Here is a 26,664-nt window from a genome sequence, read left to right on the forward strand (position 1 = left end):
TTCACCGGGCGCTTGCGTTGGGTGCAGTTGTAACTCTGGGTATTACCGCAAGCGGTGCCGCCATCGCGCAGTCGATGGTCGTCCGATCGGCTGGCCCCTCGGCTGCCCAGTATCCGGCAGGCAAGAAGCTGCCCGCCAACACCAAGGTCGTGCTGAAGGCCAGCGACAAGGTCACCGTGCTCGACAAGGCCGGCACCCGTGTCCTCTCCGGTCCCGGCACGTTCACGCTTGATGGCACCGTCAAGCGCGACCAGACCCAAAGCACGCAGATCGCCAGCCTGCTGTCGACCAGCGGAACCGCAGGCCGCAGCCGCACCGGGGCCGTCCGCGGTGCACCGACAGCCGACAAGCCCGCCGCCCCGCGCAGCCCGAACCTGTGGTTCATCGACTCTGCCCAGTCGGGCAGGTTCTGTGTCGCCGAACCCAGCCGCCTACTAGTATGGCGCGCAAGCGTGGCCAATGAAGAAACGATGAAGCTGTCGAGCGCGAGCGGGGCCGCCACCGATGTCCTGTTCAAGGTCGGCTCTGCCAATCGCCTGTGGCCGTTTGCCGAGGTGCCGGTGACCAGCGGCGCCAGCTACACGCTAACCGGGCCCGATGGTAAGCCCCAGAAGGTCGATCTGGTGGTTCTACCCAGCGTGCCGACCGAGATCGACGATCTGGCCGGAACGCTGATCGAGAACGGCTGCGAAAACCAGCTCGGCCTGCTGGTCGAATCGCTGGCTGCAGTTGAGCAGGAAACCGGCCCTATCGGGGACCGCTAAGTCGACGTTTTCTACATACCCCGCCCGTGCCGCTGCGACCGGCACGGGCGGGGTTTTGTGTCTGCGCCATCGCGCTTGACGGCCCGCGCGGTTTGCAGGCAAGGGTTGCCGCATCATGACCCACCCTGCAACCGCCCCTCTAATGCTGTTCAACAGCCTGACGCGCTCGATAGAGCCGTTCGAACCCGTTCATCCCGGTGAAGCGCGCGTCTACACCTGCGGGCCGACGGTCTACAATTACGCACACATCGGCAACATGCGCGCTTATGTCTTTGCGGACACATTGGGCCGCGTGCTCAGCTTCAAGGGCTATACGCTCAAGCACATCATCAACATCACCGATGTCGGCCATCTGACCGATGATGGCGATGCCGGCGAGGACAAGCTCGAAAAGGCAGCAGCCGCGCAGGCGCAGTCGATCTGGGATATCGCGCGGCATTACACCGAGGCCTTCTGGAACGATGTAAAGGCGCTCAACATTCGCCAGCCCGCGCAATGGTCGGTCGCGACCGATTATGTGCCGAAGATGATCGAATTCGCGACCTCGATCGCCGACAAGCATTGCTATGAACTGCCCAGCGGGTTGTATTTCGATGTCTCGACCGTCGCCGATTACGGCGCGTTGGCCCGCGCTGCCACCGAGGCGGGCGAGGGGCGGATCGAGACAGTCGAAGGCAAACGCAACGCGCAGGACTTCGCGATCTGGCGCAAGACGCCCGAGGGCGAGACGCGGCAGATGGAATGGGATTCGCCCTGGGGCAAGGGCGCACCGGGGTGGCACCTCGAATGCTCGGTGATGAGCGAGGCGCTGCTCGGCTTTCCGTTCGATATCCACACCGGCGGCATCGATCACCGCGAGATACACCATCCCAACGAGATCGCGCAGAACCAGGCGTTTGCCTGCTCGCACGGCAGCGGCGCGCGGATCTGGATGCACAACAACTTTCTGATCGATCGAACCGGCAAGATGTCGAAGTCGTCAGGAGAGTTTCTGCGGCTCCCGCTGCTGGTATCGAAGGGCATCCATCCGCTGGCGTACCGGTTGATGTGCCTGCAGGCGCATTACCGCAGCGAACTCGAATTCAGCTGGGACAATCTGCTCGCGGCGCTGACGCGGCTGAAGCGGCTGGTGATGGCGGTGGCAGCGCTGCGTTCGGGCGCTGAGGTTGCAGCCAAGATTGAGCATCCGCGCCTGAACCAACTGCTGGGCGATTTTGCGGCTGCCGTGTCGGACGACCTGAATACATCGAGGGCGCTAACCGTGCTCGACGAGGTGCTGGCGCAGAAGAAGGTCGATGCAGGTGAGCGTCTGGGTGCGATTGGCCTGATCGACACCGTGCTGGGGCTCGACCTGCTGGTACTCGAACGCTCGGCGCTGCGCATCCCCCCGGCAGCGATCGAGATCGACGAAGCCCGTATCGAGCACATGCTCAAGCTGCGCAAGGAAGCGCGCGCGGACAAGAACTTTGCCGCGTCCGATGCGATCCGCGACGAGCTGACCAAGGCGGGTATCGAGGTGATGGACGGCGATCCGCTCGGCTGGGAGTGGCGGATAGAGATCTAGCTTCTGATTGGCAGCCCACCTCCGTTTGTCTCGAGCGAAGTCGAGGGACGCAAATCCCGAACGGTTGTGTAAGGTCCCTCGACTTCGCTCGGGACAAACGGATAGTGGGATCGGAATATCGAAATCCTGCTCTCCGGCGAAAGCAGGAGCCCAGGAGTCGGATTGTGCTGCAGCCGCTCTGGATTCCGGCTTTTGCCGGAAAACAGATAGCAGTGCGGTTGATTGAACAGGAGAGAGCATGACCAAGGCTGTGATATCCGCGCTGGTGCGTCCGTTGCTTGAAAGCTCGATCCCAGAGGGCGTGAAGGTCGCTTGGATCGGCTCGACCGATGAAGCCAAGCGCGAGGTCACTGATGCCGATATCGCCTGGGTCGATATGCACGACAAACAGGCGATGCGCGAGGTCATGCTTGTCGGCACCCAGCTCAGATGGGTTTCCACGCTGTACGCGGGGCTCGATCATTTTCCGGTCGAGGAACTGACCGCGCGCGGCACCCGCGTCACCAACGGCGTAGGCATCAACACCGTCGCAGTCGCCGAATACGCCGTGCTGGGCATGCTCAGCATGGCCAAAGGCTATGCCGATGTCGTGCGCGCCGCCGATCGCAAGGAATGGCTCTGGGCCTCGCCGGGCACGATCGAACTTTACGAAACCCGCGCGCTGATCATCGGCTATGGCGCGATCGGCTCGGCGATCGGTGAGCGGTTGAAGGGCTTTGGCGTCGAGGTAACCGGCGTTGCCCGCACCGCCCGGCCGGACCAAGCCATTTTGGGTGCTGATGAATGGCGCTCTTGGCTCGGCGAATACGATTGGGTGGTCATTGCCACCCCGGCCACCCGCGAAACCGATGCGCTGATCGGCGCGGCCGAGCTTGCGGCGATGAAGCCCGAGGCGATCCTGGTGAACATCGCGCGTGGTGAATGCGTCGATCAGGACGCGCTGATGACCGCGCTGAAATCGAAGGGCATCGCCGGCGCGTTTCTCGATGTCACAACACCCGAACCACTGCCGTCAGACCATGAATTGTGGACGCTGCCCAATGTGCAGATATCGATGCACCTCTCGGGCCGGGCACAGACCCGGATGTTCCAGCGGTCGGCAGCGTTGTTTGCGGATAACCTTGGTCGCTACCTGCGCGGCGAGGCTCTGGTCAACGAGGTCGATCTGGCGCTGGGATATTGAGCTGCGGGCAATCGTCAGCTGTATTTGGCGTGCGCGGCAGCGATCTTGACGTGGTAATTGTTCGCGGCGAATCCAGCGCCGTTATAACCCCTGGCAAAAGCGACGCAGGTGGCCGCGACGTTGCTGATTGCCTTCAACGCGGCCACCAACTTCTTCGATGAGATGAAGCTGGCAAACGCCTTGAGATGTGCAGCTTCGGATACCTTCATCGCTTCCCAGAACGCTTCGACCGTATCGAACCCAGCAGCCTTGTGGTTGAAACCCATGATCTGCGCGCCCCCCACCGATGCCGACAGCAACGCCGCCTTGCGATCCAGCGCCATCGCCTTCCACAGCCGGATGTACTCGCCTTGTCCGCCGACATAGAGCTTGCGGTTCCATTTGGCACTCGACAGGTTGGGGTGGCTATTGCGATATCTGCCTTCGGTATAGCGATCGAAGATGTGCGCTTCGAACAGGATCTTGGGCAGGTGCGGGCCATCGAGGAAACCTCCCGGTCCATCAAGCGCGAGGATGTCCGCGCGCACGTCCTTGAACCATCCGCCGCCGCTTTCGACCTCCCAAACCGCCCGGATCTGCGCCGTGGTGCATCCCAGCGCGGCAGCGGTTTGCGCAAAATCGGCTAAGGTCAGCCCGATCTGAACGCTTGTCGTCGTGGCACCGGTGGGCCGGGAAATTCCCAGCTGATCGAGCAGGTTATCGACCGCATTGACTTCGATCTGGGTAAAGGATTGGCCCGAGCGCAGCGCCTTTATGGCAGAAAAAACGGGAGTACGGTCCATAAGTTCGACCTCCAGCACTATAGGTGATGCCAATCTGGCAAAGATAACCTTATCCGCACGGTTGGTCGGGCAAAGTTATCATCGGTTAATGTTCATCAATACTGCGCCATTTCCAACATTGACAGGCATTGGATGCGATCCGCTGCAAAGCGCGAACGTGACAGGCCAGAGGATGGCTGCGGCGCTCCGGATCGCAGGGCCGGTTGCGCACTTTTGGCGGGTGACTCGGCAAATGTTTGCGTTTATGCCTTGCGTCACACGGGGGATGGCCTGCGGAGGCCATGCTTCTGGAGCACCTTTATCCGCCCGGGCGACCCAAGCATAACGCACAGCCCGGTCATCCTTTCGGTCGCACGAACGCAACGATCAGCCATTTTCGGTTCCCGGGGGAGTTTTCCATGACCAAAGCATCCGATCTGTTCATCCAGTGTCTGGAAGAGGAGGGTGTCGAGTACATCTTCGGCGTTCCCGGCGAGGAAAACCTCGACATGCTCGATTCGCTCAGCCGCTCGACCAAGATCCAGCTGATCCTGACGCGGCACGAACAGGGTGCGGGATTCATGGCCGCAACTTATGGTCGCCACACCGGCAAGACCGGGGTGTGCATGGCCACCTTGGGCCCGGGAGCGACCAACTTCGTCACCGCTGCAGCCTATGCGCAGTTGGGCGGTATGCCGATCCTGATGGTGACCGGCCAGAAGCCGATCAAGAAATCCAAGCAAGGCCGGTTCCAGATCCTTGATGTGGTGGGCATGATGAAGCCGATCACCAAGTTCACCCACCAGCTCGCCAGCGCCGACAACATCCCCAGCCGGGTGCGCGAGGCCTTCCGTCTGGCCGAGGAAGAAAAGCCTGGCGCGACGCATATCGAATTCCCCGAGGATATCGCTGAAGAGCAGACCGATTCGGTTCCGCTGAAGCCCAGCCTGATCCGGCGTCCCAATGCGGACAAGAAGTCGATCCGCGCTGCGGTCAACGCGCTTGAAAAGGCAAAGTCGCCGATCCTGGTGATCGGGGCAGGGGCCAACCGCACGATGACCAGCCGCATGCTGCTGCAGTTCATCGAGAAGACCGGGATCCCGTTCCTCACCACGCAGCTGGGCAAGGGCGTGATCGATGAGCGCCATCCCAAGTTCGTCGGTTGCGCAGCGCTGTCGGCGGGCGATTTCGTCCACCGCGCGGTGGAAGCGGCGGACCTCATCGTCAACATCGGCCACGACGTGATCGAAAAGCCGCCGTTCTTCATGCACGCAGGCGGCACTCCGGTGATCCACATCTCGTCGAAGACCGCAGAGGTCGATCCGGTGTACTTCCCCGAAATCGAGGTGATCGGCGATATCGCCAACGCGATCTGGCAGATGAAGGAAGACATCGTCCCCAATGGCGGGTGGAAATTCGACCATATGCTGGCCTTCCGCAAGGCTGAGGTGGAGCATACCGCTTCGCTGTCGGGTGACGCGCGCTTCCCGATCTTCCCGCCGTATCTGGTCAAGCAGATCCGCGAGGCGATGCCCGATGACGGGATCATCTGCCTGGACAACGGCGTCTACAAGATCTGGTTCGCCCGCGGATATGATGCCTACCGGCCCAACACCGTGCTGCTCGACAACGCACTTGCCACGATGGGCGCGGGCTTGCCGTCTGCGATGATGTCATCGATGGTCTATCCCGATCGCAAGGTGCTGGCGATCTGCGGCGATGGCGGCTTCATGATGAACAGCCAGGAGATGGAAACTGCGGTCCGCCTGAAGCTCAACATGACCGTGCTGATCCTCAACGATAGCAGCTATGGCATGATCCGCTGGAAGCAGGCGAACATGGGCTTTGCCGATTTCGGCCTGACCTATGGCAACCCCGATTTCGTCAAATATGCCGAAGCTTATGGCGCCAACGGCTACCGTGTCGAGAGCGCCGAGCACCTTAAGGAACTGCTCGCGCATACGCGCGACACGCCAGGGGTGCATCTCATCGATTGCCCGGTTGATTATTCGGAGAACGACCAGATCTTGAACATCGACATCAAGAAGCTGGCGAAAGAATTGTAAGCCTGCTGACCCGTTCCCCGGCGAAAGCCGGGGTCCAGGGCCGAATTGCACTGTAGCCGCTCTGGATTCCGGCGTTCGCCGGAAAACGGCCTGCGGCCCGGGAGTTTTATATGACCACCCTCAAATCCGTCTATCCGCTCTATCTAAACAACGAGGCGCAGCAGCCGAACACCGACCTCGAGGTGACCGACAAGTTCACCGGCGAGGTCGCGTTTCGCGTCGCGCAGGCCGATGCCGCGACGATCGATGCTGCGATCGCAGGCGCAGTCGAGGCTGCAGAGCCGATGGCGCGGATGCCGAGCTATGCACGGCAGGAGGTGCTCAACCATTGCGTCACGCGCTTCAAGGAGCGCTCCGAAGAACTCGCCTATGCTTTGTGCGTCGAGGCGGGCAAGCCGATCAAGGATTCCGAAGGGGAGGTCAGCCGGCTGATCGATACCTTCCGCATCGCAGCAGAAGAATCGGTGCGGATGACCGGCGAAGTCCAGACGATGGACATCAGCCCGCGCGCCAAGGGCTATCGCGGCATGTGGAAGCGGGTGCCGATCGGGCCATGCTCGTTCATCTCGCCGTTCAACTTTCCGCTCAATCTCGCTGCGCACAAGATCGCGCCTGCCATCGCGGTGGGCTGCCCGTTCGTGATGAAGCCCGCCAGCCGCACGCCTTTAGGCGCGATCATCATGGGCGAGGTGCTGGCCGAGACCGACCTGCCCAAGGGCGCGTTCTCGATCCTGCCCGCCAGCCGCGATGGCGCGGACCTGTTCACCACCGACGACCGGCTCAAGCTGCTGTCGTTCACCGGATCGCCCGATGTGGGCTGGGACCTGAAGGCGCGCTGCGGCAAGAAGAAGGTCGTGCTCGAGCTCGGCGGCAATGCGGCGGTGATCATCGATGCTGATGCAAACCTCGACGATGCGATGGAGCGCGTGATCTTCGGCGCGTTCTATCAGTCGGGGCAGAGCTGCATCGGCGTGCAGCGCATCCTGATCCACGCCGATGTCTACGATCGCTTCCGCGACATGCTGGTCGCCAAGGCCAAGACGCTGGTTTCGGGTGACCCCAAGGACCGCAACACCTTCATCGGCCCGATGATCCACGTCAAAGAGGCCAGCCGTCTGGATGGCTGGGTGCAGGAAGCGGTGTCGCTGGGCGCAACACTGCTGTGCGGCGGCAAGCGCGATGGCGCGTTGCTCGAGGCGACGCTGCTCGAAAACGTGCCGCACGAAGCCAAGATCGTGACCGAAGAGGCCTTCGGTCCGGTCGCGGTGCTGTCGAAGTTCACCGATTTCGGCGAAGCGATGGCAGAGGTCAACAACAGCAAGTTCGGATTGCAGGCAGGCGTGTTCACCCGCGACCTGTTCAAGATGTTCGATTGCTGGGATCATCTCGATGTCGGCGGCGTGGTCATCAACGACGTCCCCAGCTTCCGTATCGACAACATGCCCTATGGCGGGGTCAAGGATTCCGGCCTCGGCCGCGAGGGCATCCGCTTTGCGATGGAAGACATGACCGAAATCCGCAACCTGCTGATCCGCGGAGGGTGAAACAGGGCGAGCACCTTAGTTGAAAATGGCGACCAGGATTGCACCGGTGATGATAAAGCCGGCGCCGATGGCGGCTCCAGCGATCCAACAGGCGCGCAGCGTCGAAACGCCCAGTTGCCCTGAAAACCAACGCGTCTGGAGGACGAAGTACCAGATCAACGCAGCGAAAAAGACGGTCGCGCCGCCAATCGTCGCGTTGCGGTTTTCTAGCACCAGCATCGAAATTGCCAGCGCGTTGGCAAGCGCGAAGGGTGCCGCCACAAAACACTGGCTGTAAAAGGGTGGGCGCAACGCGCGCCGGTCTATTTCGCGCTTCTGTTGCCGCAACAGCGCGATTGCCAGAACCAGCGGATAAACGCTGTAAACACTTGCGGTGAGCAGCAGCGAGTTCTTCCAGTTGAGCAGCAGCGCCGGTGTCGTCGCAGGATCATCAGGGCCTGAGATGCTGTCGGAGGCCCAGGTCGCGAGCACGATGGTGATCAGCAGGAACAAGGGTGGGCTGATCGTGCTTTCATATTGCGCGGCTGGCAGATCATCCAGCTCGTCATCGGCATAGGCCATCATCTCGCCGGGACGGAACAATGCGAGCCACATCGTGCGCGGATAAAAATACAGCCAGCCGACAACCTCGAAGATGAAATTCTCGAACGATTTGAGAATGTTCATGAAGTCCATGCGCGTGCCCCCCGGGTGTCCGCGCGGAATATCAGATTGGCACCGGCCTGCAAGCGCTGCCGGTTGGTTCCGCCAGAGGGCTTCAACCTGTGGGATCGCACCCGCCTCGCAACGGGCGCGATCCCGGGAATACAGGGTTGCTTAGGGGTTGAGGACAACCCCGCCGAGCGAAGGTGCGGTGTTGAAAAAGTCGTGCGCTTCGCTGCCGATCGCGAGGCCCAGCGGCACGCCGCCGACATTCTCGCCATCGCGACGCGGAATCCCGTCAAAGCGCCAGTGGACGCCCAGATAGATTCGGCTGACCGAATTTTCCCAGACCGCTTCGGCGAAATTGTCGAAGGTCTTTACCACCCGGGTCCGGGTCGATCCATCCGGATCGCTCGCCACCCCATCGAGCTCGTCCGAGACGAAGCTGAAGGTCTCCTTGGCGATCGGGGCGCTGTCATGTGTCTCGACATCGAGCACGTCCTTCAGCGTGATCGGACCCGGCGCAGTGTTGAGCGCTAGCCGCAGCGTCTGGAACAGCGCCGCGCCAAAAGTGGCGTGACCGGACGGATAGGCGGGGAAGTTTGGGCTGCGCGTCATCGGCCCTGCGGTGTTCGTTTGCGGCGCACCCAAGGGCGCCCAGAACGGGTCACCACCGCGGGTCGCGTCTTCCTCGCGCAGGCCGACCACCGGCCGCCACAGATCATAGACATATTTCCAGTGCCAGGCGTCGATCCCGGCATCGGCCATCGCGACGTTGAGCTGCGCGAACAGTTCGGCAGCGCGCGGAACGTTCAACGCAAGCGGTTCGACCACCCGGCGGGCGACCTGATTATACAGCCGCGGCGGCACCCCCAGGTTCATCGCGCCATCATAGCCCCAATAGACCCCGATGCGCTCCTGTTCGGCAGTGCGCTTGCCGCGCAACTTGGCGCCGTAATCGCGGACCTCGTCAAAGTCGTCCTTGTAGTCAGGATTGTTGAGATAATCGGAAAGGGTACTTCCAGGGAACGGATCAAGCGGCTGGTTGGCAGCGCCGGTGAACCGAGTGACATTGCCCCAGACCGGGCCCAGCCGGTTCTGCCCGGGCTGAAACGGATCGGCGCGATGCTGGCCGTAGACCGGATCGGTGGGCTGGTTGGTGACGATGTCAATGTTCGAGCCATCGGCGGAGCGCGCATCGAGAATGGCCTGGCCAACCTGCTCGCCATAAGCAAACCGCGCAGCATTCACGGCACCGGTCGAATCATCGATATAGATGCCATAGCGCGGGTACATGGCCTTCAATGTCACCACCGCGGCCCCCGCGATGATATCCCCAACGCTGCCACCGGGCGCAGGGCCGACGCCATGGGCGATGCTCTTTTTGGTGAGCCACGCCGCGCCCGGATTGCCGCTAGCGAAAGCTACCGCATCGTGAATGGCAAGGTGAACGATCGCCATCGCGCGCGAGGTGCGAATGGGGCCGGGCTGTTGCGCATTGTTAAAACCGCGCGTGAAGTCACGGCGTGAACATTCCAGAAGTATCGCATTCCAATACAGAACGGGGTTCATGGTCAATTCCTTCAGACAGGCGCCATCGCTCTATCCAGCGAGGATAGAGGATGAATAGGACACACGGAAACAATCACCAATTCGGTGAGCGTCAATCGATGATGTTATTATGATATTCGCAGGCGTGACGGCATCGACCACGGCCTTGGTTCACGCAGATGCATGTTACTTGGTTTTACGTCCGGACCATAGGACAGATGCGACAGTTATAGTATTAAACTTTTGTTGAGCATCAACATGATCCACGCCGATCAGGCGGGATAGGCGATTCCCATCACTTCCCATTCCTTGGTGCCGCCCGGCAGCGTGACAACGCGCAGATCGCCAACACTGGCGCCGCGCAGCGCGCGGGCGAGGGGCGAGTTCCAGCCAATCCGGCCGGCGCCTGCATCCTGTTCGTCGTCGCCGACCAGAGTGAGCGTCCGGCGGTTGTCGTCCTCGTCGGCGATCTCGACCTGCGCGCCGAACCACACGCGGCCGGTGTCCTGCTGCTCCTTGGGGTCGATGACCCTGGCGGCCTTCATCTTGCGCGCGAGTCGGTTCAGTTCGCGATCGATCTCGCGCATCCGCTTGCGGCCATACAGATAGTCGCCATTCTCGCTGCGATCGCCATTGCCGGCCGCCCAGCTGACGATCTCGACGATCGCGGGCCGTTCGACGCCGAGCAGTTCGTCATACCGCGCCTTGAGTGCGGCATAGCCGGTGGGGGTGATGTAGTTGGGGCGGTCCATAGGCGGGGAATTAGCATCTGATCCGGCAAAGTCACGATTTCCGGCGAAAGCCGGAATCCAGGGCGGTGACAGCGCTATCCGGCCCCTGGACTCCGGCTTTCGCCGGAGAACGGAGGTACCTATATCTCAACCCGGGCTGTTCTTGCCCAGATAGCGGCTGAGCTTGTTGTTGCCGCGCATAGTCGAGCGTTCTGGATGCATCACATCATACACCACCGCGTTTTCCAGCACGCGCTGAACGTAATTCTTGGTCTCGAAAAAGGGGATCTTCTCGACCCATTCGACGATATCGATGCCGCCCATACGCGGATCGCCGTTGGCGCGAAGCCACTTGTTCACGTTTCCTGGACCTGCATTGTAGGCCGCAACTGCCAACGGATAGCTGCCGCCGAAATAGTCCATCATCCGCATGAAATAGCCAGCGCCCAACTGAATGTTGTACTGGGTGTCGTCGGTCAATGCGCCAACGGAGTAGCTCAGCCCCATCTTGCCCGCCTGTTCGCGCGCGGTGCCGGGCATCAACTGCATCAGCCCGCGGGCGCCGGCATGGCTGACCGCGTTCTGCGCATACTGGCTTTCCTGCCGGGTGATGGCGTGGATCATCGTCCAGTTGTTCTGATAGCCTGGCGGCACCGGCATATGCGGGAAGGCGACCGATTGCAGGTCATCGACGCCCTTCGAGCGCGCCGACTGGCCGACGATGACCGCAAGATCGCGTCGCCCGATCTGTCGCGCGAGTTCGGCGGCCATGACATGCTCTTGCGGCGTACTGGCCGAAGCAGCGACCGCACCAAAGAACCGCCGCTGGGTCGGCCAGTCGCCGCTGCGGGCGATCATCTGCGCTGCGCGCACCAGCGAGCTCGCATTGAACCGCCCACGATCGACCGCGCTGACCTCGACCCGCGGAGCCTCGGCAAACGGTGCGATCGTGCGGCCCAGCCGCTCGGTGGCGAGCTGGCCGTAGAAGTGGTCCGGATAGGCCGCAGCCATTTCGAAATATGTGTTCGCCTGTCCGGTATCGCCTGCGGTCGCAGCAGCACGTCCGGCCCAGTAGAAACCCTTCGACCGTGTCTGCGGCGTGCGGGCACCGCCACCATAGCGCGCGAACATGCCGATGGCGTCGCGCGGGCGGCCCAGGTTCTGCAACGCGACCGTGCCTGCAAGCCACGTCAGACTGGTGTAATCGTCGCGGACACCCAGGCTTTCGTCGGACACATCATGTCCTTGCGGGAACGCGTCATCGACCTTTGAGGCGATGTCGAAAGCGGTGCTGTATTGGGCGTCGTTGTTGGCCGCGCGCGCCTGTGACAGCAGCAGCTCGTACCAGGCTTCAGGATTGGTCGGGCGATATTGAAGCTCCGGGCGGCTGGCCAATAGGTTGCGGGCCATGCCCCAGTTGCCGGTGTCATTCAGCCGCTTCGCGCGCTGGGCGACATATCCCGCATCGCGCATCGCTTCTGCCCCCAGCGATCCGGCCAGGCTGTCGGCATCGGGCAGGTTCTTGAGCATCGCCAGACGCGCGGCAAAAATCGCACGGCGTTCGCCCGAGACGAAACCGAACTGCTCCTCGGCATCAGGCGTCGCCTTGGCCCAGAGCAGCGCATCCATCCGCGCATCATGATCGGCGATCGAAAAGGTCGATCCGAACCGGCTGAACAGCTGTGCCCGGTCTTGCGGCATCATCGTGCCCGCACGCCAGGCCTTCGCAGCTTCGGATTGCGCAACATCGCGCTGGCCCATCGCATCGAGTGCCATAGCGTAGCGCGCGCGGCCGACATTGGTCAGCGGCGCAAACCGTGAGAAATAGGCGACCACTTCCTGCGGCGAGGCTGGGCTGACCCCCAAGGATTGCTCGGCGCTGCGGCGCAATTTGTCCTCATCGGGCCAACCGGGGTTCGAGATCAGGAAACTGGCGAAGGTGGAAAAGGTGTAGTTGTTCGGGCTCGTCGTCAGCGATCGCCAGTTGGCGATGGTGCCAGACATGTCGGCAGGCATCGATTGAAGAAGCTGGGCGCGTGCGCGGTCCCAGTCGCTGCCGTCGCCCGGTCGGCTGATTGGCGCAGATGAAGCGGCGTAGTCGGCTGACTGATCACTTGCCAGACACGCGGCGGGAACCCCCAAAAGGGGCAGGGCGATGAGTGCGGCAGTGCTGCGCGCAATTGCAATTCGTGAAACCATGCTGGACATCATGCGCTTTCGATCCTTATCAGGCGCTGAACACAGCGGCTGATCCCACAGCTTGTGCATACATTATCGTTCTTGCCCGAATTTCGGGCAAGGTAAAGGAGCTACCCGATGTTTTCCGGCTCAATTCCGGCCCTTGCGACCCCGTTCCGCGACGGAGCGTTTGACGAGCCTGCTTTTCGTGCGTTGATCGACTGGCAGATCGAGAACGGAAGCTCCGGGCTCGTACCATGCGGGACGACCGGAGAGGCGGCAACCATGTCGATCGAGGAGCATGATTACATCGTGCGGGTCTGCGTCGAGCAAGCGGCCGGGCGCGTGCCCGTGATCGCCGGGTGCGGATCGAACGACACCAAGGTCGCGATCGGCCATATGCAGAACGCCAAGGCCGCTGGTGCCAGCGCAGCGCTTGTCGTGCCGCCTTATTACAACCGTCCCGGCCAGGACGGGGTCCGGGCGCATTTCAAGGCGCTGACCGAAGCGTGCGACCTGCCCATCATGCTGTATAACGTGCCAGCGCGCACCGTCACCGACATCAAGGTCGAGACGATGGCGAAGCTGGCGCGCTTCCCGACGGTCATCGGCGTGAAGGATGCGACCGGAGATCTTGAGCGGGTCAGCGCCCAGCGTGCGCAATGCGGCAAGAAGTTCTGCCAGCTGTCGGGCAATGACGAACTGGCGCTTGGCCACCGCGCGATGGGCGGGGTGGGCTGCATCTCGGTGACCGCTAATGTCGCGCCCGCTTTGTGCGCGCAGTTTCAGGCGGCGCTCGCCAAGGGTGATTACAAGGCCGCGCTGGCGCTCAATGACCGGCTGTACCCGCTGCACTCGGCGATGTTCTCGGATGCCTCCCCCGGCCCGGTAAAATACGCGCTCAACCGCGTGCGGCCCGACTTCCTCCCCGATCTTCGCCTGCCGATGACTCCGCCAGACAAGAAGAGCCGCAAGACGGTGGATGCTGCTCTGGTACATGCAGGGCTTATTTGATGGCGCGACCCAAGCCCGAAACCTTCGACAAGACCAAGATCGTCGCCGAGAACCGGCGCGCACGCTACGATTATGCCATCGATACGGTGTACGAAGCAGGAATCGCGCTGACCGGGACCGAAGTGAAGGCGCTGCGATCAGGCCAGGGTTCGATCGCGGAAAGCTATGCCGAAGTGAAGGACGAGCAGATCTGGCTGATCAACTCGAACATCCCCGAATACAGCCACGGCAACCGCGAGAACCACGAACCCAAACGGCCACGCAAGCTGCTGCTGCATGCGCGCGAGATCACCAAGCTGCACGGCGCGGTCAACCGTCAGGGGATGACGCTGGTACCGCTGTCGGTGTTCTTCAACGGCCGCGGCCGCGCCAAGGTCGAACTCGCGCTCGCCAAGGGTAAGAAGGCCCCCGACAAGCGCGCCGCGACCAAGGAGCGCGAGTGGAAACGCGACCAGGGCCGCATCATGCGCGACAAGGGGTGAGCGCCCCCGGCCCGGGTTCTAGTCAATACAACCGCGCAAGAGTGCTCCGGTCGTCGAAAAATCCTTTCGGTTCGCGACATCGCGTGCGCCAGATCACGCAGGGTCGTTAAGGACTATGGTGACGGTGTGGACACCCGATTCGGCAATGAATTTGGGTAAACATCGTTTTAATCCGTTATGAGCTATGGCCTTTTGATGGGGTGCTCCCACATGGGGCAACATCGCTGCCATGGCGAAAGATAAGGGCAAAAGGGTTTGGAGTTGACTGAAGGCCGGTTCAGCCGCTGGGTGGGACGCAACATGCCGACGCGCGAGAGTATGGAGCAGAACCGCTTCATCAAGCCCTTCGCCGCACGTGTGCTGCGTTCCGAGCTGTGGCGTTTCACCCGGCGTTCGGTACCGCGCGGTGTTGCACTCGGCGTTCTGGTGGGGGTGATCATTCCACTGGGCCAGATTTTCGCCGCAGCGCTGCTGGCGTTGCCGGTGCGGGCCAATGTTCCGGTAGCGGCCCTGACCACCTTCATCACCAATCCGCTGACGACGCCTTTGTTCTGGCTGGCTGCCTATCACGTCGGCAGCTTTGTTCTTCGCATCGATGCGACCACGTTTGGCCAGCCCGTTGCGACCGCGCTCAATCAGCCCGAGGTCGAAACCTGGATGCAGTGGCTGACCGGTGCAGCCTCGATCACCGCGTTTGGCTTGGTTGTGATCGCGGTGGTGCTGGCGGCGATCGGCTACCTCGCCAGTGCGGTTGGCTGGCGGATGTGGGTTGCCGGCAAGCGCCGCCGCAGACTGGCGCGGGTTCGGCGCGCCTGACCGCACATAGTTCCCCGCGCGATCGAACTGCAATTTGTAACGCCGTGAAACTTGCGCTAGCGTCGAGCACTTGGAAGGCATGGCCAGTCGGCCGCGCCAGGGGGATCCGACGACCTTGAATACCACCCGCGCCCGCACCGACCTTGACTGGCCGGAATGGTTGCCCGCGATGCCTGATCCCGATGTACCCGACGCTCGCGTCACCGCGTTGATCATCATTGGCGCGCTGGTGGTGTCTGGTGGTCTGATCTGGGTCGCGCTGGGCGAATGGATTCCGCTCGCTCTGTTTGGCGCCGGCCTGGTGGCTCTGGCATCTTTGGTCGTGGTCTATCGCCGCCAATTCCCGCCACGCGTGCAGGTGCAGGCGGCACTGCCCGACTGGTCGGTGACCCATGCCGCGACCGATCATCCCGTCATCGCCATCGCGATCACCGACGAGGCCGGACGGATGATTTGCGCCAACCAGCGCTTTGTCGATATGTTCGGGGCGCAGGTGGTTCCGCCCAAGCTTCCCCTGGCAGGGCAAGGCGGCGATCTGCTGGCCGAGGCCGGCCGCGCCGCATGGCGTGATGGCGAGGGCAATGCCGCAGGGCTGGTTGCCGCGGGTGCCAGGATCGATGCGCAGGTCCAGCGGGTGGGGCGCGGGCAGGATTATCTGCTGTGGCGGTTCGAGCCGGTGCAGACGTTCGATCTGGCAACCCAAGCCGACAGCATGCTGACTGGAAGGCCGGGGCGCGCACTGGGCGATGGCGGCTTCATGGCCGCCGCGATCAGCCCCGAAGGCCGCGTTCGCGCCGCCAATAGCGCCTTTGCGGCACGCGCTGCTGGCGCCGAATCAGGCAATGTCGTCGGACGCGATCTGGCCAGCTTCCTGCGCGCAGACGAACGCAACCGCATCTATTTCGAGCGCGAAGGTCGCAAGGGTGTGCCGTTGAGGCTGTTCCACCTGCCGCTGCTCGACCCGCTCTATACCACCGACCCCGAGGAGCGCGAAAAGGCGCCTGCCCTGGTCGTGCTGATCGATGAGGACGCCAGCGGGCTCGATAAGGGCACCGCGCTCGGGTATGTTCAGAACCTGCTCGGACTGTTGCCGGTGGGGTTGGCGATGACCGACCGCGACGGGCGGTTCCTGTTCGCTAACGATGCCTTTATTCGGGCGGCAGGAATCACCGAAAGCACGCTGCCGCCCTATCCCGGCGACCTGGTGGTACGCGAGGACAAGGGCGCGCTTGCCGATGCGGTGCGCCGTCATGCCAGCGGCCAGGCGATGTCTGCCGATGTCGCGCTGCGGTTGCGTCACCAGCCGGACGAGCCCGTGACGCTCTCGCTCGCGGGTTTGCGCGGGATGGGCGATGCTGCGGTGCTGCTCTCGATCAAGGACAATTCCGAGGAAAGCCGCCTCAAGCGTCAGGTCGCGCAGGCCAGCAAAATGCAGGCGATCGGCCAGCTGGCAGGCGGGGTGGCGCACGATTTCAACAATGTGCTGACCGCGATCATCGGCCATTGCGACCTGATGCTGATGCGGCACAGCCCCGGCGACAGCGATTATGACGATATCCAGCAGATTCGCAGCAACTCCAACCGCGCTGCCTCGCTGACCCGGCACCTGCTTGCTTTCTCGCGCCAGCAGACGTTGCGTCCGCAGGTGCTTCAGCTGCCCGATATCGTCTCGGACACCTCCGAGCTGCTCAAGCGGCTCATCGGCGAGAAGATCTTGCTCGAGGTCCAGCACGATCGCAACCTAGGGCCGGTCCGCGCCGACCCGGGCCAACTCGAGCAGGTCATCGTCAACCTGGCGGTCAACGCGCGCGATGCGATGCTCGCCAAGCGCCCACCGGGCGGCACGCTGACCATCCGCACCCGCAAGGTTACCGCCGCCGACGTGCGCGCGATGGCAAGTGAGATCCTGCCGGCAGACGATTACAGCGCGATCCTCGTCGAAGATCAGGGTGTCGGCATTCCGCCCGATGTCCAGGCGCGGATCTTCGAGCCGTTCTTCACCACCAAGGATGTCGGCAAGGGCACCGGGCTGGGCCTGTCGACCGTATACGGCATCGTCAAGCAATCGGGCGGCTATATCTTCGTCGATTCAGAGACGGGGCAGGGGACGACCTTCTCGATCTATTTCCCGGTCTATCGCGGCGGTGCGGTCGAACAGCGCAGCCGCAAGCCTGCCAAGATCAGCAACGGCCAGTGGGGCAACGCCAGGCTGTTGCTGGTCGAGGACGAGGACATGGTCCGCGCAGTCGCCGAACGGGCGTTGACCCGGCAGGGCTTTACCGTCGTCACCGCCACCGATGGCGAAGACGGGCTCGAGCGGCTGGCCGATAGCGGCCCGTTCGATCTGGTGGTCAGCGATGTCGTGATGCCCAATCTCGATGGCCCCGGCATGGCGATGGAGATGCGCAAGCGCATGCCCGGTCTGCCGATCCTGTTCATGTCGGGCTATGCTGAGGAAACCCTGCGGCAGAGCATATCGATCGACCAGGTCCACTTCCTTCCCAAACCGTTTTCGGTTGCGCAAATCGTCGATGCCGTCCACGGCGCGCTCGCGGCTGGCGTCAGCCCTTCTGACTGAAAGAACGATTCCATCGTGCCTGAACCCCGGACCTTCCTGATCGCCGAAGATGAAGCGATGATTGCCATGCTGCTCGAGGATTTTCTCGATCTGCTCGGCCACAAGATCGCGCATATGGTGGCCAGCGTCCCCGATGGGCTCGATGCGATTGCCGCCGGCGGGTTCGATGCCGCGATTCTCGACGTCAACCTGGCGCGCGACAAGTGCTGGCCGCTGGCCGATGCACTGAAGGCGGCGGACATTCCCTACGTTTTTGCGACCGGTGGCGGTGATACCATCCCTGCACCGCATGTTAATGCACCCACGCTGGCGAAGCCCTATACGACGGCATCGCTCGAGGCTGTGCTGGCGAACCTGGGATAGTTCTTTCCACTCTTGTTTGCTCGACGATGTTCCCTACTTGTTCCATGAGAACAAATCATATACATAACTGAGTCGTTGCACCCGATGGCGGGAGCAACTAGGCAAGGGAGGCGTGGCGATGGCCGGGCAATTGAAACTCATCCAGACCGAAAAAGAGGCGAAATCCATGGACAGGCAAAAGGCGCTCGATGCAGCGCTGGCACAGATCGACCGGGCCTTTGGCAAGGGATCGGCGATGCGGCTGGGTTCCAAGGAGACAATGCAGGTCGAGGCGATTTCAACCGGATCGCTGGGCCTGGATATCGCGCTGGGTGTCGGCGGATTGCCGCGCGGCCGCGTGATCGAGATTTACGGACCCGAAAGTTCGGGCAAGACCACGCTGGCGCTCCACGTGATCGCAGAAGCGCAGCGCACCGGCGGGACCGCAGCGTTCGTCGATGCCGAGCACGCGCTTGATCCGGTTTATGCCAAGAAACTCGGCGTCAACATCGACGAGCTGATCGTGTCGCAGCCCGACACCGGCGAGCAGGCGCTTGAGATCGTCGATACGCTGGTGCGGTCGAACGCGATCGATGTTCTGGTGGTCGATTCGGTCGCAGCTCTGGTTCCGCGCGCGGAAATCGAAGGCGAGATGGGCGACAGCCATGTCGGGCTTCAGGCGCGTTTGATGAGCCAGTCGCTGCGCAAGCTGACCGGTTCGATCAGCCGCTCGCGCTGCATGGTGATCTTCATCAACCAGCTGCGCATGAAGATCGGCGTGATGTACGGTAATCCCGAAACCACCACCGGCGGCAACGCGCTCAAGTTCTACGCCTCGGTCCGTCTCGACATTCGCCGCACCGGCCAGATCAAGGATCGCGACGATATCGTCGGCAACGCCACCCGCGTGAAGGTCGTCAAGAACAAGGTCGCCCCGCCGTTCAAGCAGGTCGAGTTCGACATCATGTATGGCGAAGGCATCTCCAAGATCGGCGAAATCCTCGATCTGGGCGTCAAAGCCGGCATCGTCGAAAAGTCGGGCAGCTGGTTCAGCCATGATTCGGTGCGGATCGGGCAAGGGCGTGAAAACTCGAAGACGTTCCTCAAGGAACACCCCGAGATGACCGACAAGATCGAGGCTCTGATCCGCGGCCACAAGGACAAGGTCGCCGAGGAAATGATGACCGGTCCTGATTCCGATGATGACGACGGCGACGACATGTAAACGCCGGTTCCGACCCCGGTTAGGCGTCATGGGTGAAACCGGGATCGGATGCTGGGCGATGATCCGCAATTGATGAAAGGGCAGCACGGCACACCAGCCGTGCTGCCCTTTCATTTTTGCGCACATAACGCTTCAATCTCGCTGCAACTCGTCTTATGTCGCAGGCATGACATCGACAAACGACATAAGGCGTTCATTCCTCGAATATTTCGGGGGCAATGGCCACGATATCGTGCCTTCGGCACCCCTGGTTCCGCACAACGATCCGACGTTGATGTTCGTCAACGCCGGGATGGTGCCGTTCAAGAACGTCTTTACCGGTCTTGAGACCCGCAATACGCTGCGCGCGACCTCGTCACAGAAGTGCGTGCGTGCCGGCGGCAAGCACAACGATCTCGACAATGTCGGCTACACCGCACGGCACCACACCTTCTTTGAGATGCTGGGCAACTTCTCGTTCGGCGATTATTTCAAGGAAGAGGCGATCCATCACGCCTGGACCCTGGTCAACAAGACCTGGGGCCTCGCCGCAGACAAGCTCACCGTTACCGTCTATCACACCGATGACGAGGCGTTCGACCTGTGGCGCAAGATCGCGGGATTGCCTGAAGACCGCATCATCCGCATCGCGACCTCGGACAATTTCTGGTCGATGGGCGATACCGGGCCGTGCGGGCCGTGCAGCGAAATCTTCTACGATCATGGCGATCACATCGCAGGCGGTCCTCCAGGATCGCCCGATGAAGATGGCGACCGGTTCATCGAGATCTGGAACCTGGTGTTCATGCAATATGAGCAGCACGCCGATGGCAGCCGCATCGATTTGCCGCGTCCGTCGATCGACACCGGAATGGGCATCGAGCGGCTCGCAGCGGTGATGCAGGGCGTCCACGACAACTACGACATCGATCTGTTCAAGGCACTGATCGCAGCGTCTGGCCAGGCCACCGGCACGCACACCACGGGCGCCAACCAGGCCAGCCACCGGGTGATTGCCGATCACCTGCGCGCAACATCGTTCCTGATCGCAGATGGCGTGCTGCCAGCCAACGAAGGCCGCGGCTATGTGCTGCGCCGGATCATGCGCCGCGCAATGCGTCACGCGCATATCCTAGGTGCGGCCGATCCGCTGATGCACCGGCTGGTGCCGACCCTGGTCACCGAAATGGGCCAGGCGTTTCCCGAGCTCGTGCGCGCGCAGCCGCTGATCGAGGAAACGCTCGAGCGAGAGGAAACCCGCTTCCGCCAGACGCTCGACAAGGGTTTGAAGCTGCTCGACGAAGCCACTTCCGATCTGGGCGAGGGCGCGGTGCTCGCAGGCGAAACCGCGTTCAAGCTCTACGACACGTTCGGCTTCCCTTATGACCTGACCGAAGATGCGCTGCGCAGCCGTGGCCTTGGCGTCGATCGCGCCGGGTTCGATACCGCGATGGCCGCGCAAAAGGCCGCCGCGCGCGCCGCGTGGAAGGGTTCGGGCGAGGCGGCATCGGCGGATGTCTGGTACGATATCGCCGAACGCGAAGGCGGCACCGAGTTCACCGGTTACACGTCAAACGAGGGCGAAGCGCAGGTCGTCGCGCTGCTGCGTGACGGCGCCGAGATTGCTTCGGCGAGCGAAGGCGACACCGTGACCATTCTGGTCAACCAGACGCCATTCTATGGCGAAAGCGGTGGCCAGATGGGCGATGCAGGCGTGATCACCGCGCTGTCGGGCTTCAAGGCCGTCGTCGACGACACCTCCAAGCCGCTGGGCCGTCTGCACGCGCATCAGGCGCGGATCGAGTGCGGCAGCCTTGCGGTGGGCGATACCGTGCACCTCGCGGTCGATGTCGAACGCCGCGATGCGTTGCGCGCCAACCATAGCGCAACCCACCTGCTGCACGCCGCGCTGCGCAATCACCTGGGCGGCCATGTCACGCAAAAGGGATCGATGGTCTCACCCGATCGGCTGCGGTTCGACTTTTCGCACACCAAGGCGCTGACCGATGCCGAGATCGCCGCGGTCGAAGCCGAAGTGAACGCCGAAATTCGCGCCAACGAGACGGTGACCACGCGGCTGATGACCCCCGACGATGCCGTCAAGGCGGGCGCCCTGGCGCTGTTCGGGGAGAAATACGGCGACGAGGTCCGCGTCCTTTCGATGGGACGGGCGACCGACAAGCATTATTCGGTCGAGCTGTGCGGCGGCACCCATGTCCGTGCCTTGGGCGATATCGGCATCCTGCGGATCGTCTCGGAAAGCGCGGTATCGAGCGGCGTTCGCAGGATCGAGGCGTTGACGGGAGAAGGTGCCCGCCAGTGGCTCGTTTCCCGCGATGACCGGCTCAAGGCTATTGCATCGCTGGTGAAAACTGCACCTGACGAGGTCGAAGCGCGGATTGCTGCGCTGATCGATGAACGCCGTACGCTTGAGCGCGAGCTTGCCGAAGCCCGCAAGGCCCTCGCGCTGGGCGGTGGATCGGGCAAGGCCGGACCGTCGGTGGAGGATGTCGGCGGGGTGAGTTTCATCGCGCAGGTGATCGAAGGGCTCGATCCCAAAGAACTGCGCGGGCTGCTCGATCAGGCGAAGGCCTCACTGGGGTCGGGTATCGCGGTGATGGTCGCGGTCAACGATGGCCGCGCGGCGTTTGCAGCGGCCGTGACTGACGACCTGACTGCACGGTTCAGCGCGGTCGATCTGGTGCGCGCCGGTGTCGAAGCGCTGGGCGGCAAGGGCGGCGGTGGCCGCCCCGATATGGCGCAGGGCGGTGGTCCCAATGGATCGAAGGCCGAAGCGGCGCTCGATGCTGCGCGCCGTGTCATCGCATCGGTAAGCGCGCCTGCGGCCTAATTAACGGCAGAACCGGTCCCCTCCTGCGCAGGGGGCCGGTACGCTTTGAGGCACAAAAAAGGGCTGCGAACCCATTGGTTCGCAGCCCTTTTTGTAAGCCTAAGCCGATCGAACCGATCAGCCCTTCTTGAGCGACAGTCCGCCGAAACGCTTGTTGAAGCGTGCAACCTGGCCGCCTGCATCGAGCATGCGCTGGTTGCCGCCGGTCCATGCCGGGTGCGAGGTCGGATCGATATCCAGCTGCAGCGTGTCGCCTTCCTTGCCCCAGGTCGAGCGGGTCTGGTAGACGGTGCCGTCAGTCATCTTGACGTTGATCATGTGATAGTCGGGATGGATATCGGTCTTCATGTGTAACTGTCCTCGTCAAACGGCTGGTTCCGACCAGCCTGCAGGATGAATGGGAAGCGGCGCGCATAACGGGATGCGCGCCTGAAAGCAAGGGGTTTGGCTTGCCCGGCGATCAGGCCGGCGGATCGGCGATCATTGCGGTGAAGCCGACCTCGCAAGCCAATATGCCGTTCATTTCAGCCCGCGCCTTGAACTTGCACACCTTGGCGCGCTTCTGCTCGAACTCGGCATGCAGATCGAGCAGGACACCCGGCTCAACCGGCGCACGGAACTTCGCGCCGTCGATCGCCATGAAATAGACGAGCTTGCCCGAACCTGCCAGACCCATCGATTCGACCGCGAGAATGCCCGCCGCCTGCGCCAGCGCCTCGATGATCAACACACCGGGCATGATCGGGCGTCCCGGGAAATGCCCCTGGAAGAACGGCTCGTTCATGCTGACGGCCTTGATCGCGTGGATCGACTGGTCCTTGTCCAGCCGTGCCACGCGATCAACCAGCAACATCGGGTAGCGGTGCGGAAGCGCCGCCAGCACCTTCAGGATGTCATAAGGGTGCTGTTCGTCCGTCATGCTGTGATCCTCCGGGATTACCGGCCTTCAGGCTGCTGAGCGGCAGGAGCTGCCGGTGCTGCGGCGGGAGCTGCACCGTTGGCTGCGGCGGCACGCGCCTGCTGTTCGCGCTGCTGACGGGGCAGCCAGCCCTGCGGAGGCACGAGCTGCGCGCTCGGGATGGCTGCGTTCAGCTCTGCGGTGATGTCCTTGGTCATGTCATAGGCATCGTTGTGTGCCAGCGTCGAACCGACTTCAAAAACGACACTGATCTTGCGCTTGGTCATCGCCGAGCGAACCGCTGCGTCGAACTTTTCGCTGATTTGCTCGAGGACGTAGGCTTCCGACAGCGCGACCGGCTGAAGGATTTCCTGAACTTCCTGCGAACCCTGCTCGCGCAGCTGCTGGATCTGGCCCAGCTGCTGCTGCAACGCGGCCTGATTGGCGTTGGCGTTGGGTGCCTGAACGTCGGCGTTGAACTTGGTCACCAGCGGCTCGAGCTGCTGGCGAAGCTGGTTCGACTTTGCCTGCGCGGCGTCATACTGCGCTTTGTAGGTGGTAGGACGCGCAGCGTTCGCACTGACGAACGCCGCCGATTCAACAACCGCGCGACGCTGGTCGGCGATGCCGATACCCTGAACGGTCTGCGCCATGGCAGGAGCGATGACGCCCGAGGCGACGGTGCCGAAAGCCATCAGGGCAGCGGCGGTGCATTTCAAAAGAGTTTTCATCAGAACTGGGTCCCTACGTTGAATGTGAAGAGGCGGGTGTCGTCGCCCGGCTCTTTGAGCAGGGCACGGGCAATATCGATACGGAACGGTCCAAACGGCGAGTTCCAGTTAACGCCAAAGCCCACCGAAACTCGCGGCTTGGGCGAATCGCCAAAGAACTGTTCGGTGAAGAAAAGGCTGGGCGTGTTGGGATTGCCGTTCGCGTCCACTGCATCGGTGGTGGTCGTGATGACCGTCTGACCTTGTTCATTGACTGTGGTGGTCAGAAATTGCAGCGCATTGGTGGTCAGATCGCGGTTCTGCACGGTCTGCAGGATCGGCTGCACGACGCCGAACACCGCGCCTGCATCGACGAACACCGATGGCCGCAATCCAAGCTCACGCGCACCGCTGCCCAGCGGAATGTCGAGTTCGGCGCGTGCCAGGTAATAGGACCGACCGCCCAGCGCGTCGTCTTGCTGGTTTCTGTTGCGCGGTTGCAAGACGTTGACGGGCACCCCGTCGACGAGTTCCGGGCCGAAGAAGTTGCGGATGACGCGCGGGCCGACGCCGCGAATATCGAAACCGCGGATTTGCGGCTGGCCGAGGAAGAAACGGTCGGTCAGCCGGATATCATCGATACCTTGTGCGGGCGAACCACGGTTTTCGAACGCGATGATGTGACCACCCTCGGCCGCCACGGTAAAGATGAAGTCGCTGCGGCCCAGACGCCAGTGCTTCGAGGCATTCAAACGGGTACGTAGATAGCTGACCGAACCGCCGAGACCGGCAAAATCCTGCGACAGTGTTACGTTCTGTCCGCGGGTCGGCCGCACGCGGTTGTCGCGGTCGTCATAGATCAGCGAATAACCGAGCATCGACGTCGTCCGCTGCCCCAGGTTGTCGCAGAGGAAGAAGCCGGCGCGCACGGGGTCGCATTCGAGCACCCCGTCGCCGTTAAGGTCAGAGAAAAACTGACCACGGTCCAGCGTAACGTCATCGACGGTCAGCGAATAGCGCAGCAGTGCCGAGACATATTCGGTCAGCGGTACGCCCAACCGCAAGGAGGCGCCGGTGGTCAGCTGCTCGAATGTGGTGTTGCGCGAGTTGTTCACGAAGTTGAAGCTGTTGAGATCGCGCCGGAAGATATCCGCGCCGAACGACAGGTTCTTGTCGAATACGTAAGGCTCGGTGAAGCTGAGGTTGATCCCCTGCGAGAAGCGCGAATAGTTGACGCTGGCGCCGATCGTCTGGCCCTTGCCGCGGAAGTTCCGCTGACGGATCGATGCTTGCAGAATGAAGTTTTCGATCGACGAGAAACCGGCGGACAGCTGAAGCTCGCCCGTAGCCTTTTCTTCGACATTGGCTTCAAGAATGATGCGGTCAGGGGCGCTGCCCTGCCTTTGCTCGATCGCGAACTTCTCCTGGAAATATCCCAGCGAATTGATGCGGTTTTCCGAGCGCTTGACCAGGAAGCTGTTGAACGCATCGCCTTCGTTCAGGCGGAATTCGCGCCGGACAATCTTGTCTTGGGTCAGTGTGTTGCCGTTGATGTCGATCCGCTCGACATACACGCGCGCGGCCTCTGCCAACTCGAACGTGATGTCCATGGTGAGCGTTTCGCGGTCGCGATTGAAATTGGGACGCACATCGGCAAAAGCATATCCGAACAGGCCGGCAGTTTCGCTCAACTGCTCGACGGTGTCTTCGACCTGCTTGGCGTTGTACCAGTCGCCCGACTTCATCGGAAGCTGGGCCTTGAGCCCCTCTTCGGAGAAATCGCGGATCTGGCTCTCGACCAGAACCTCGCCGAACTTGTAGCGCTCGCCCTCTTCGACCACATAGGTGATGATGAAGTCACGCTTGTCGGGGGTCAGTTCGGCAACCGCGGAAATGACGCGGAAGTCGGCATAGCCCTGGGTCAGATAGAACTGGCGCAGCTTCTGCTGGTCGAACGCCATCTTGTCGGGGTCATAGGCATCGCCCGAGCTGAAGAACCGGTAGAAACGTGATTGCTTGGTGACCATCTCACCGCGCAGCTCGCCGTCAGAAAACTTCTCGTTGCCCAAGATGTTGATCTGGCGAACCTTAGATTTGGGTCCTTCGGTGATTTCGAACACCACATCGACGCGGTTCTGGTCCTGCTGGACCATCTTGGGCTCGACGGTGGCGGCAAAACGGCCCTGGCGTTTATAAAGCTCGATGATTCGCGCGACATCGGCGCGGACCTTGGTGCGGGTGAAGATCTGGCGGGGCGAAAGCCGGATTTCGGGAAGGATCTTGTCGTCCTTGATCCGCTTGTTGCCTTCAAGGATGACACGGTTGATCACCGGGTTTTCCTTGACGTCGATGACCACTGCGCCGTCGTTGTTGCGGATCGACACGTCGGCGAACAGTTCGGTCTCGAACAGATCGCGCAAGGCCTGATCGGCTGCTACCTGGGTATAAACATCGCCCACGCGCAACTGAATGTAGGAACGAACCGTATCGGACTCGATCCGCTGAGATCCGTTGACGGTGATCGAGCGAATCTGCTGGCCCTGCGGCACTACGGGGGCAGGGGCCGCTGCGGGTACCGATGCCGGCGGTGCGACCGGCCCTGCAGTCTGCGCGAATGCGGCAGACGTGGTCCCGGCCAAAATGGTTGAGCCCAGCAACAGGCCGAGGGCTCGCACGCCAATGGCGATTTTCTGTTCAGATTTCACGGAAAAAGACCCACCCTAAGCCACAAAACACATCAGACGGTCCCTGTAGATGCCGTCCAATAACCCGCCCCGGTGCGCAA

21 protein-coding genes are annotated in these 26,664 nt (G+C 62.1%); 12 read left to right on the forward strand and 9 right to left on the reverse strand.

Annotation, left to right across the window (positions count from 1 at the left end):
• Nucleotides 1-17: 17 nt before the first annotated feature.
• The 3 genes from IEW00_RS10190 (at nt 18) to IEW00_RS10200 (ending at nt 3,511) form a co-directional block, all read left to right on the forward strand.
• Nucleotides 18-764 (forward strand): hypothetical protein, encoded by a 747-nt coding sequence (locus IEW00_RS10190; protein WP_188514276.1) that lies wholly within the window; start codon nt 18-20, stop codon nt 762-764.
• 115 nt (nt 765-879) lie between these two features.
• Entirely contained in the window at nt 880-2,328 is a 1,449-nt protein-coding gene (cysS, locus tag IEW00_RS10195; protein ID WP_188514277.1) for a cysteine--tRNA ligase, read from the forward strand.
• 238 nt (nt 2,329-2,566) lie between these two features.
• Entirely contained in the window at nt 2,567-3,511 is a 945-nt protein-coding gene (locus IEW00_RS10200) for a D-2-hydroxyacid dehydrogenase (RefSeq protein ID WP_188514278.1), read from the forward strand.
• Between the two features lie 14 nt (nt 3,512-3,525).
• Here the strand turns inward: IEW00_RS10200 and IEW00_RS10205 are convergent, their stop codons facing one another.
• The gene (locus tag IEW00_RS10205) at nt 3,526-4,293 is read right to left on the reverse strand and encodes an N-acetylmuramidase family protein (RefSeq protein ID WP_188514279.1); all 768 of its coding nucleotides are present in this window, start codon (nt 4,291-4,293) and stop codon (nt 3,526-3,528) included.
• A gap of 398 nt (nt 4,294-4,691) precedes the next feature.
• Here IEW00_RS10205 and IEW00_RS10210 point away from each other — a divergent pair, with 398 nt between their 5' ends.
• Both IEW00_RS10210 and IEW00_RS10215 read left to right on the forward strand, forming a co-directional pair.
• Entirely contained in the window at nt 4,692-6,338 is a 1,647-nt protein-coding gene (locus IEW00_RS10210; RefSeq protein WP_188514280.1) for an acetolactate synthase large subunit, read from the forward strand.
• Nucleotides 6,339-6,448: 110 nt separating this feature from the next.
• The gene (locus tag IEW00_RS10215; RefSeq protein WP_188514281.1) at nt 6,449-7,882 is read left to right on the forward strand and encodes an aldehyde dehydrogenase family protein; all 1,434 of its coding nucleotides are present in this window, start codon (nt 6,449-6,451) and stop codon (nt 7,880-7,882) included.
• Nucleotides 7,883-7,897: 15 nt separating this feature from the next.
• Here IEW00_RS10215 and IEW00_RS10220 read toward each other — a convergent pair whose 3' ends face one another.
• The 4 genes from IEW00_RS10220 to IEW00_RS10235 form a co-directional block, all read right to left on the reverse strand.
• Nucleotides 7,898-8,548, reverse strand: a complete 651-nt coding sequence (locus IEW00_RS10220; RefSeq protein ID WP_229736953.1) for a hypothetical protein — start codon at nt 8,546-8,548, stop codon at nt 7,898-7,900.
• 150 nt (nt 8,549-8,698) lie between these two features.
• Nucleotides 8,699-10,096, reverse strand: coding sequence for a vanadium-dependent haloperoxidase (locus IEW00_RS10225; RefSeq protein WP_188514283.1), 1,398 nt, complete (start codon nt 10,094-10,096; stop codon nt 8,699-8,701).
• A gap of 251 nt (nt 10,097-10,347) precedes the next feature.
• On the reverse strand, nt 10,348-10,827 hold the full coding sequence (gene greB, locus IEW00_RS10230) for a transcription elongation factor GreB (RefSeq protein WP_188514284.1): 480 nt from the start codon (nt 10,825-10,827) through the stop codon (nt 10,348-10,350).
• A gap of 126 nt (nt 10,828-10,953) precedes the next feature.
• A complete protein-coding gene (locus IEW00_RS10235; protein ID WP_373282634.1) occupies nt 10,954-13,014 on the reverse strand; it encodes a lytic transglycosylase domain-containing protein in 2,061 nt (686 codons plus the stop codon).
• A gap of 108 nt (nt 13,015-13,122) precedes the next feature.
• Between IEW00_RS10235 and dapA the strand changes: the two genes are divergently transcribed.
• From dapA to alaS, 7 genes are all read left to right on the forward strand, one after another.
• Complete coding sequence (gene dapA, locus IEW00_RS10240; RefSeq protein ID WP_188514285.1) at nt 13,123-13,998, forward strand: 4-hydroxy-tetrahydrodipicolinate synthase; 876 nt, start codon at nt 13,123-13,125, stop codon at nt 13,996-13,998.
• A complete protein-coding gene (smpB, locus tag IEW00_RS10245; RefSeq protein ID WP_188514286.1) occupies nt 13,998-14,480 on the forward strand; it encodes an SsrA-binding protein SmpB in 483 nt (160 codons plus the stop codon). Before dapA ends, smpB begins: the two co-directional genes overlap by 1 nt.
• Nucleotides 14,481-14,780: 300 nt before the next feature.
• Complete coding sequence (locus IEW00_RS10250) at nt 14,781-15,296, forward strand: DUF2062 domain-containing protein (protein WP_188514596.1); 516 nt, start codon at nt 14,781-14,783, stop codon at nt 15,294-15,296.
• Nucleotides 15,297-15,465: 169 nt separating this feature from the next.
• Nucleotides 15,466-17,874: a hybrid sensor histidine kinase/response regulator gene (locus IEW00_RS10255; RefSeq protein WP_229736996.1), complete on the forward strand. Its 2,409-nt coding sequence runs from the start codon at nt 15,466-15,468 to the stop codon at nt 17,872-17,874.
• A gap of 15 nt (nt 17,875-17,889) precedes the next feature.
• Nucleotides 17,890-18,237, forward strand: coding sequence for a response regulator (locus tag IEW00_RS10260; RefSeq protein WP_188514287.1), 348 nt, complete (start codon nt 17,890-17,892; stop codon nt 18,235-18,237).
• Between the two features lie 118 nt (nt 18,238-18,355).
• Nucleotides 18,356-19,441 carry a recombinase RecA gene (recA, locus tag IEW00_RS10265; RefSeq protein WP_188514288.1) on the forward strand — a complete coding sequence of 362 codons (1,086 nt, stop codon included), beginning with the start codon at nt 18,356-18,358 and terminating at the stop codon, nt 19,439-19,441.
• A 166-nt stretch (nt 19,442-19,607) separates the two neighbouring features.
• Nucleotides 19,608-22,271 (forward strand): alanine--tRNA ligase, encoded by a 2,664-nt coding sequence (alaS, locus tag IEW00_RS10270; RefSeq protein ID WP_188514289.1) that lies wholly within the window; start codon nt 19,608-19,610, stop codon nt 22,269-22,271.
• A gap of 117 nt (nt 22,272-22,388) precedes the next feature.
• On the opposite strand, the gene rpmE is transcribed toward alaS, so the two are convergent.
• The 4 genes from rpmE to bamA form a co-directional block, all read right to left on the reverse strand.
• Nucleotides 22,389-22,619 (reverse strand): 50S ribosomal protein L31, encoded by a 231-nt coding sequence (gene rpmE / locus IEW00_RS10275; RefSeq protein WP_054134584.1) that lies wholly within the window; start codon nt 22,617-22,619, stop codon nt 22,389-22,391.
• A 112-nt stretch (nt 22,620-22,731) separates the two neighbouring features.
• Nucleotides 22,732-23,190, reverse strand: a complete 459-nt coding sequence (fabZ, locus tag IEW00_RS10280; RefSeq protein ID WP_188514290.1) for a 3-hydroxyacyl-ACP dehydratase FabZ — start codon at nt 23,188-23,190, stop codon at nt 22,732-22,734.
• 17 nt (nt 23,191-23,207) lie between these two features.
• Nucleotides 23,208-23,900, reverse strand: coding sequence for an OmpH/Skp family outer membrane protein (locus IEW00_RS10285; RefSeq protein ID WP_188514291.1), 693 nt, complete (start codon nt 23,898-23,900; stop codon nt 23,208-23,210).
• Entirely contained in the window at nt 23,900-26,584 is a 2,685-nt protein-coding gene (gene bamA, locus IEW00_RS10290; RefSeq protein ID WP_188514292.1) for an outer membrane protein assembly factor BamA, read from the reverse strand. Before bamA ends, IEW00_RS10285 begins: the two co-directional genes overlap by 1 nt.
• Nucleotides 26,585-26,664: the final 80 nt, after the last annotated feature.

The organism is Blastomonas aquatica, from assembly GCF_014639875.1.
GTDB lineage: Bacteria > Pseudomonadota > Alphaproteobacteria > Sphingomonadales > Sphingomonadaceae > Blastomonas > Blastomonas aquatica.

Coding starts and splice junctions, on each gene's coding strand:
- cysS (WP_188514277.1), top strand. CDS start 880: ATGACCCACCCTGCAACCGCCCCTCTAATGCTGTTCAACAGCCTGACG.
- IEW00_RS10200 (WP_188514278.1), top strand. CDS start 2,567: ATGACCAAGGCTGTGATATCCGCGCTGGTGCGTCCGTTGCTTGAAAGC.
- IEW00_RS10205 (WP_188514279.1), bottom strand. CDS start 4,293: ATGGACCGTACTCCCGTTTTTTCTGCCATAAAGGCGCTGCGCTCGGGC.
- IEW00_RS10210 (WP_188514280.1), top strand. CDS start 4,692: ATGACCAAAGCATCCGATCTGTTCATCCAGTGTCTGGAAGAGGAGGGT.
- IEW00_RS10215 (WP_188514281.1), top strand. CDS start 6,449: ATGACCACCCTCAAATCCGTCTATCCGCTCTATCTAAACAACGAGGCG.
- IEW00_RS10220 (WP_229736953.1), bottom strand. CDS start 8,548: ATGAACATTCTCAAATCGTTCGAGAATTTCATCTTCGAGGTTGTCGGC.
- IEW00_RS10225 (WP_188514283.1), bottom strand. CDS start 10,096: ATGAACCCCGTTCTGTATTGGAATGCGATACTTCTGGAATGTTCACGC.
- greB (WP_188514284.1), bottom strand. CDS start 10,827: ATGGACCGCCCCAACTACATCACCCCCACCGGCTATGCCGCACTCAAG.
- IEW00_RS10235 (WP_373282634.1), bottom strand. CDS start 13,014: ATGTCCAGCATGGTTTCACGAATTGCAATTGCGCGCAGCACTGCCGCA.
- dapA (WP_188514285.1), top strand. CDS start 13,123: ATGTTTTCCGGCTCAATTCCGGCCCTTGCGACCCCGTTCCGCGACGGA.
- smpB (WP_188514286.1), top strand. CDS start 13,998: ATGGCGCGACCCAAGCCCGAAACCTTCGACAAGACCAAGATCGTCGCC.
- IEW00_RS10250 (WP_188514596.1), top strand. CDS start 14,781: ATGCCGACGCGCGAGAGTATGGAGCAGAACCGCTTCATCAAGCCCTTC.
- IEW00_RS10255 (WP_229736996.1), top strand. CDS start 15,466: ATGCCTGATCCCGATGTACCCGACGCTCGCGTCACCGCGTTGATCATC.
- recA (WP_188514288.1), top strand. CDS start 18,356: ATGGCCGGGCAATTGAAACTCATCCAGACCGAAAAAGAGGCGAAATCC.
- alaS (WP_188514289.1), top strand. CDS start 19,608: ATGACATCGACAAACGACATAAGGCGTTCATTCCTCGAATATTTCGGG.
- rpmE (WP_054134584.1), bottom strand. CDS start 22,619: ATGAAGACCGATATCCATCCCGACTATCACATGATCAACGTCAAGATG.
- fabZ (WP_188514290.1), bottom strand. CDS start 23,190: ATGACGGACGAACAGCACCCTTATGACATCCTGAAGGTGCTGGCGGCG.
- IEW00_RS10285 (WP_188514291.1), bottom strand. CDS start 23,900: ATGAAAACTCTTTTGAAATGCACCGCCGCTGCCCTGATGGCTTTCGGC.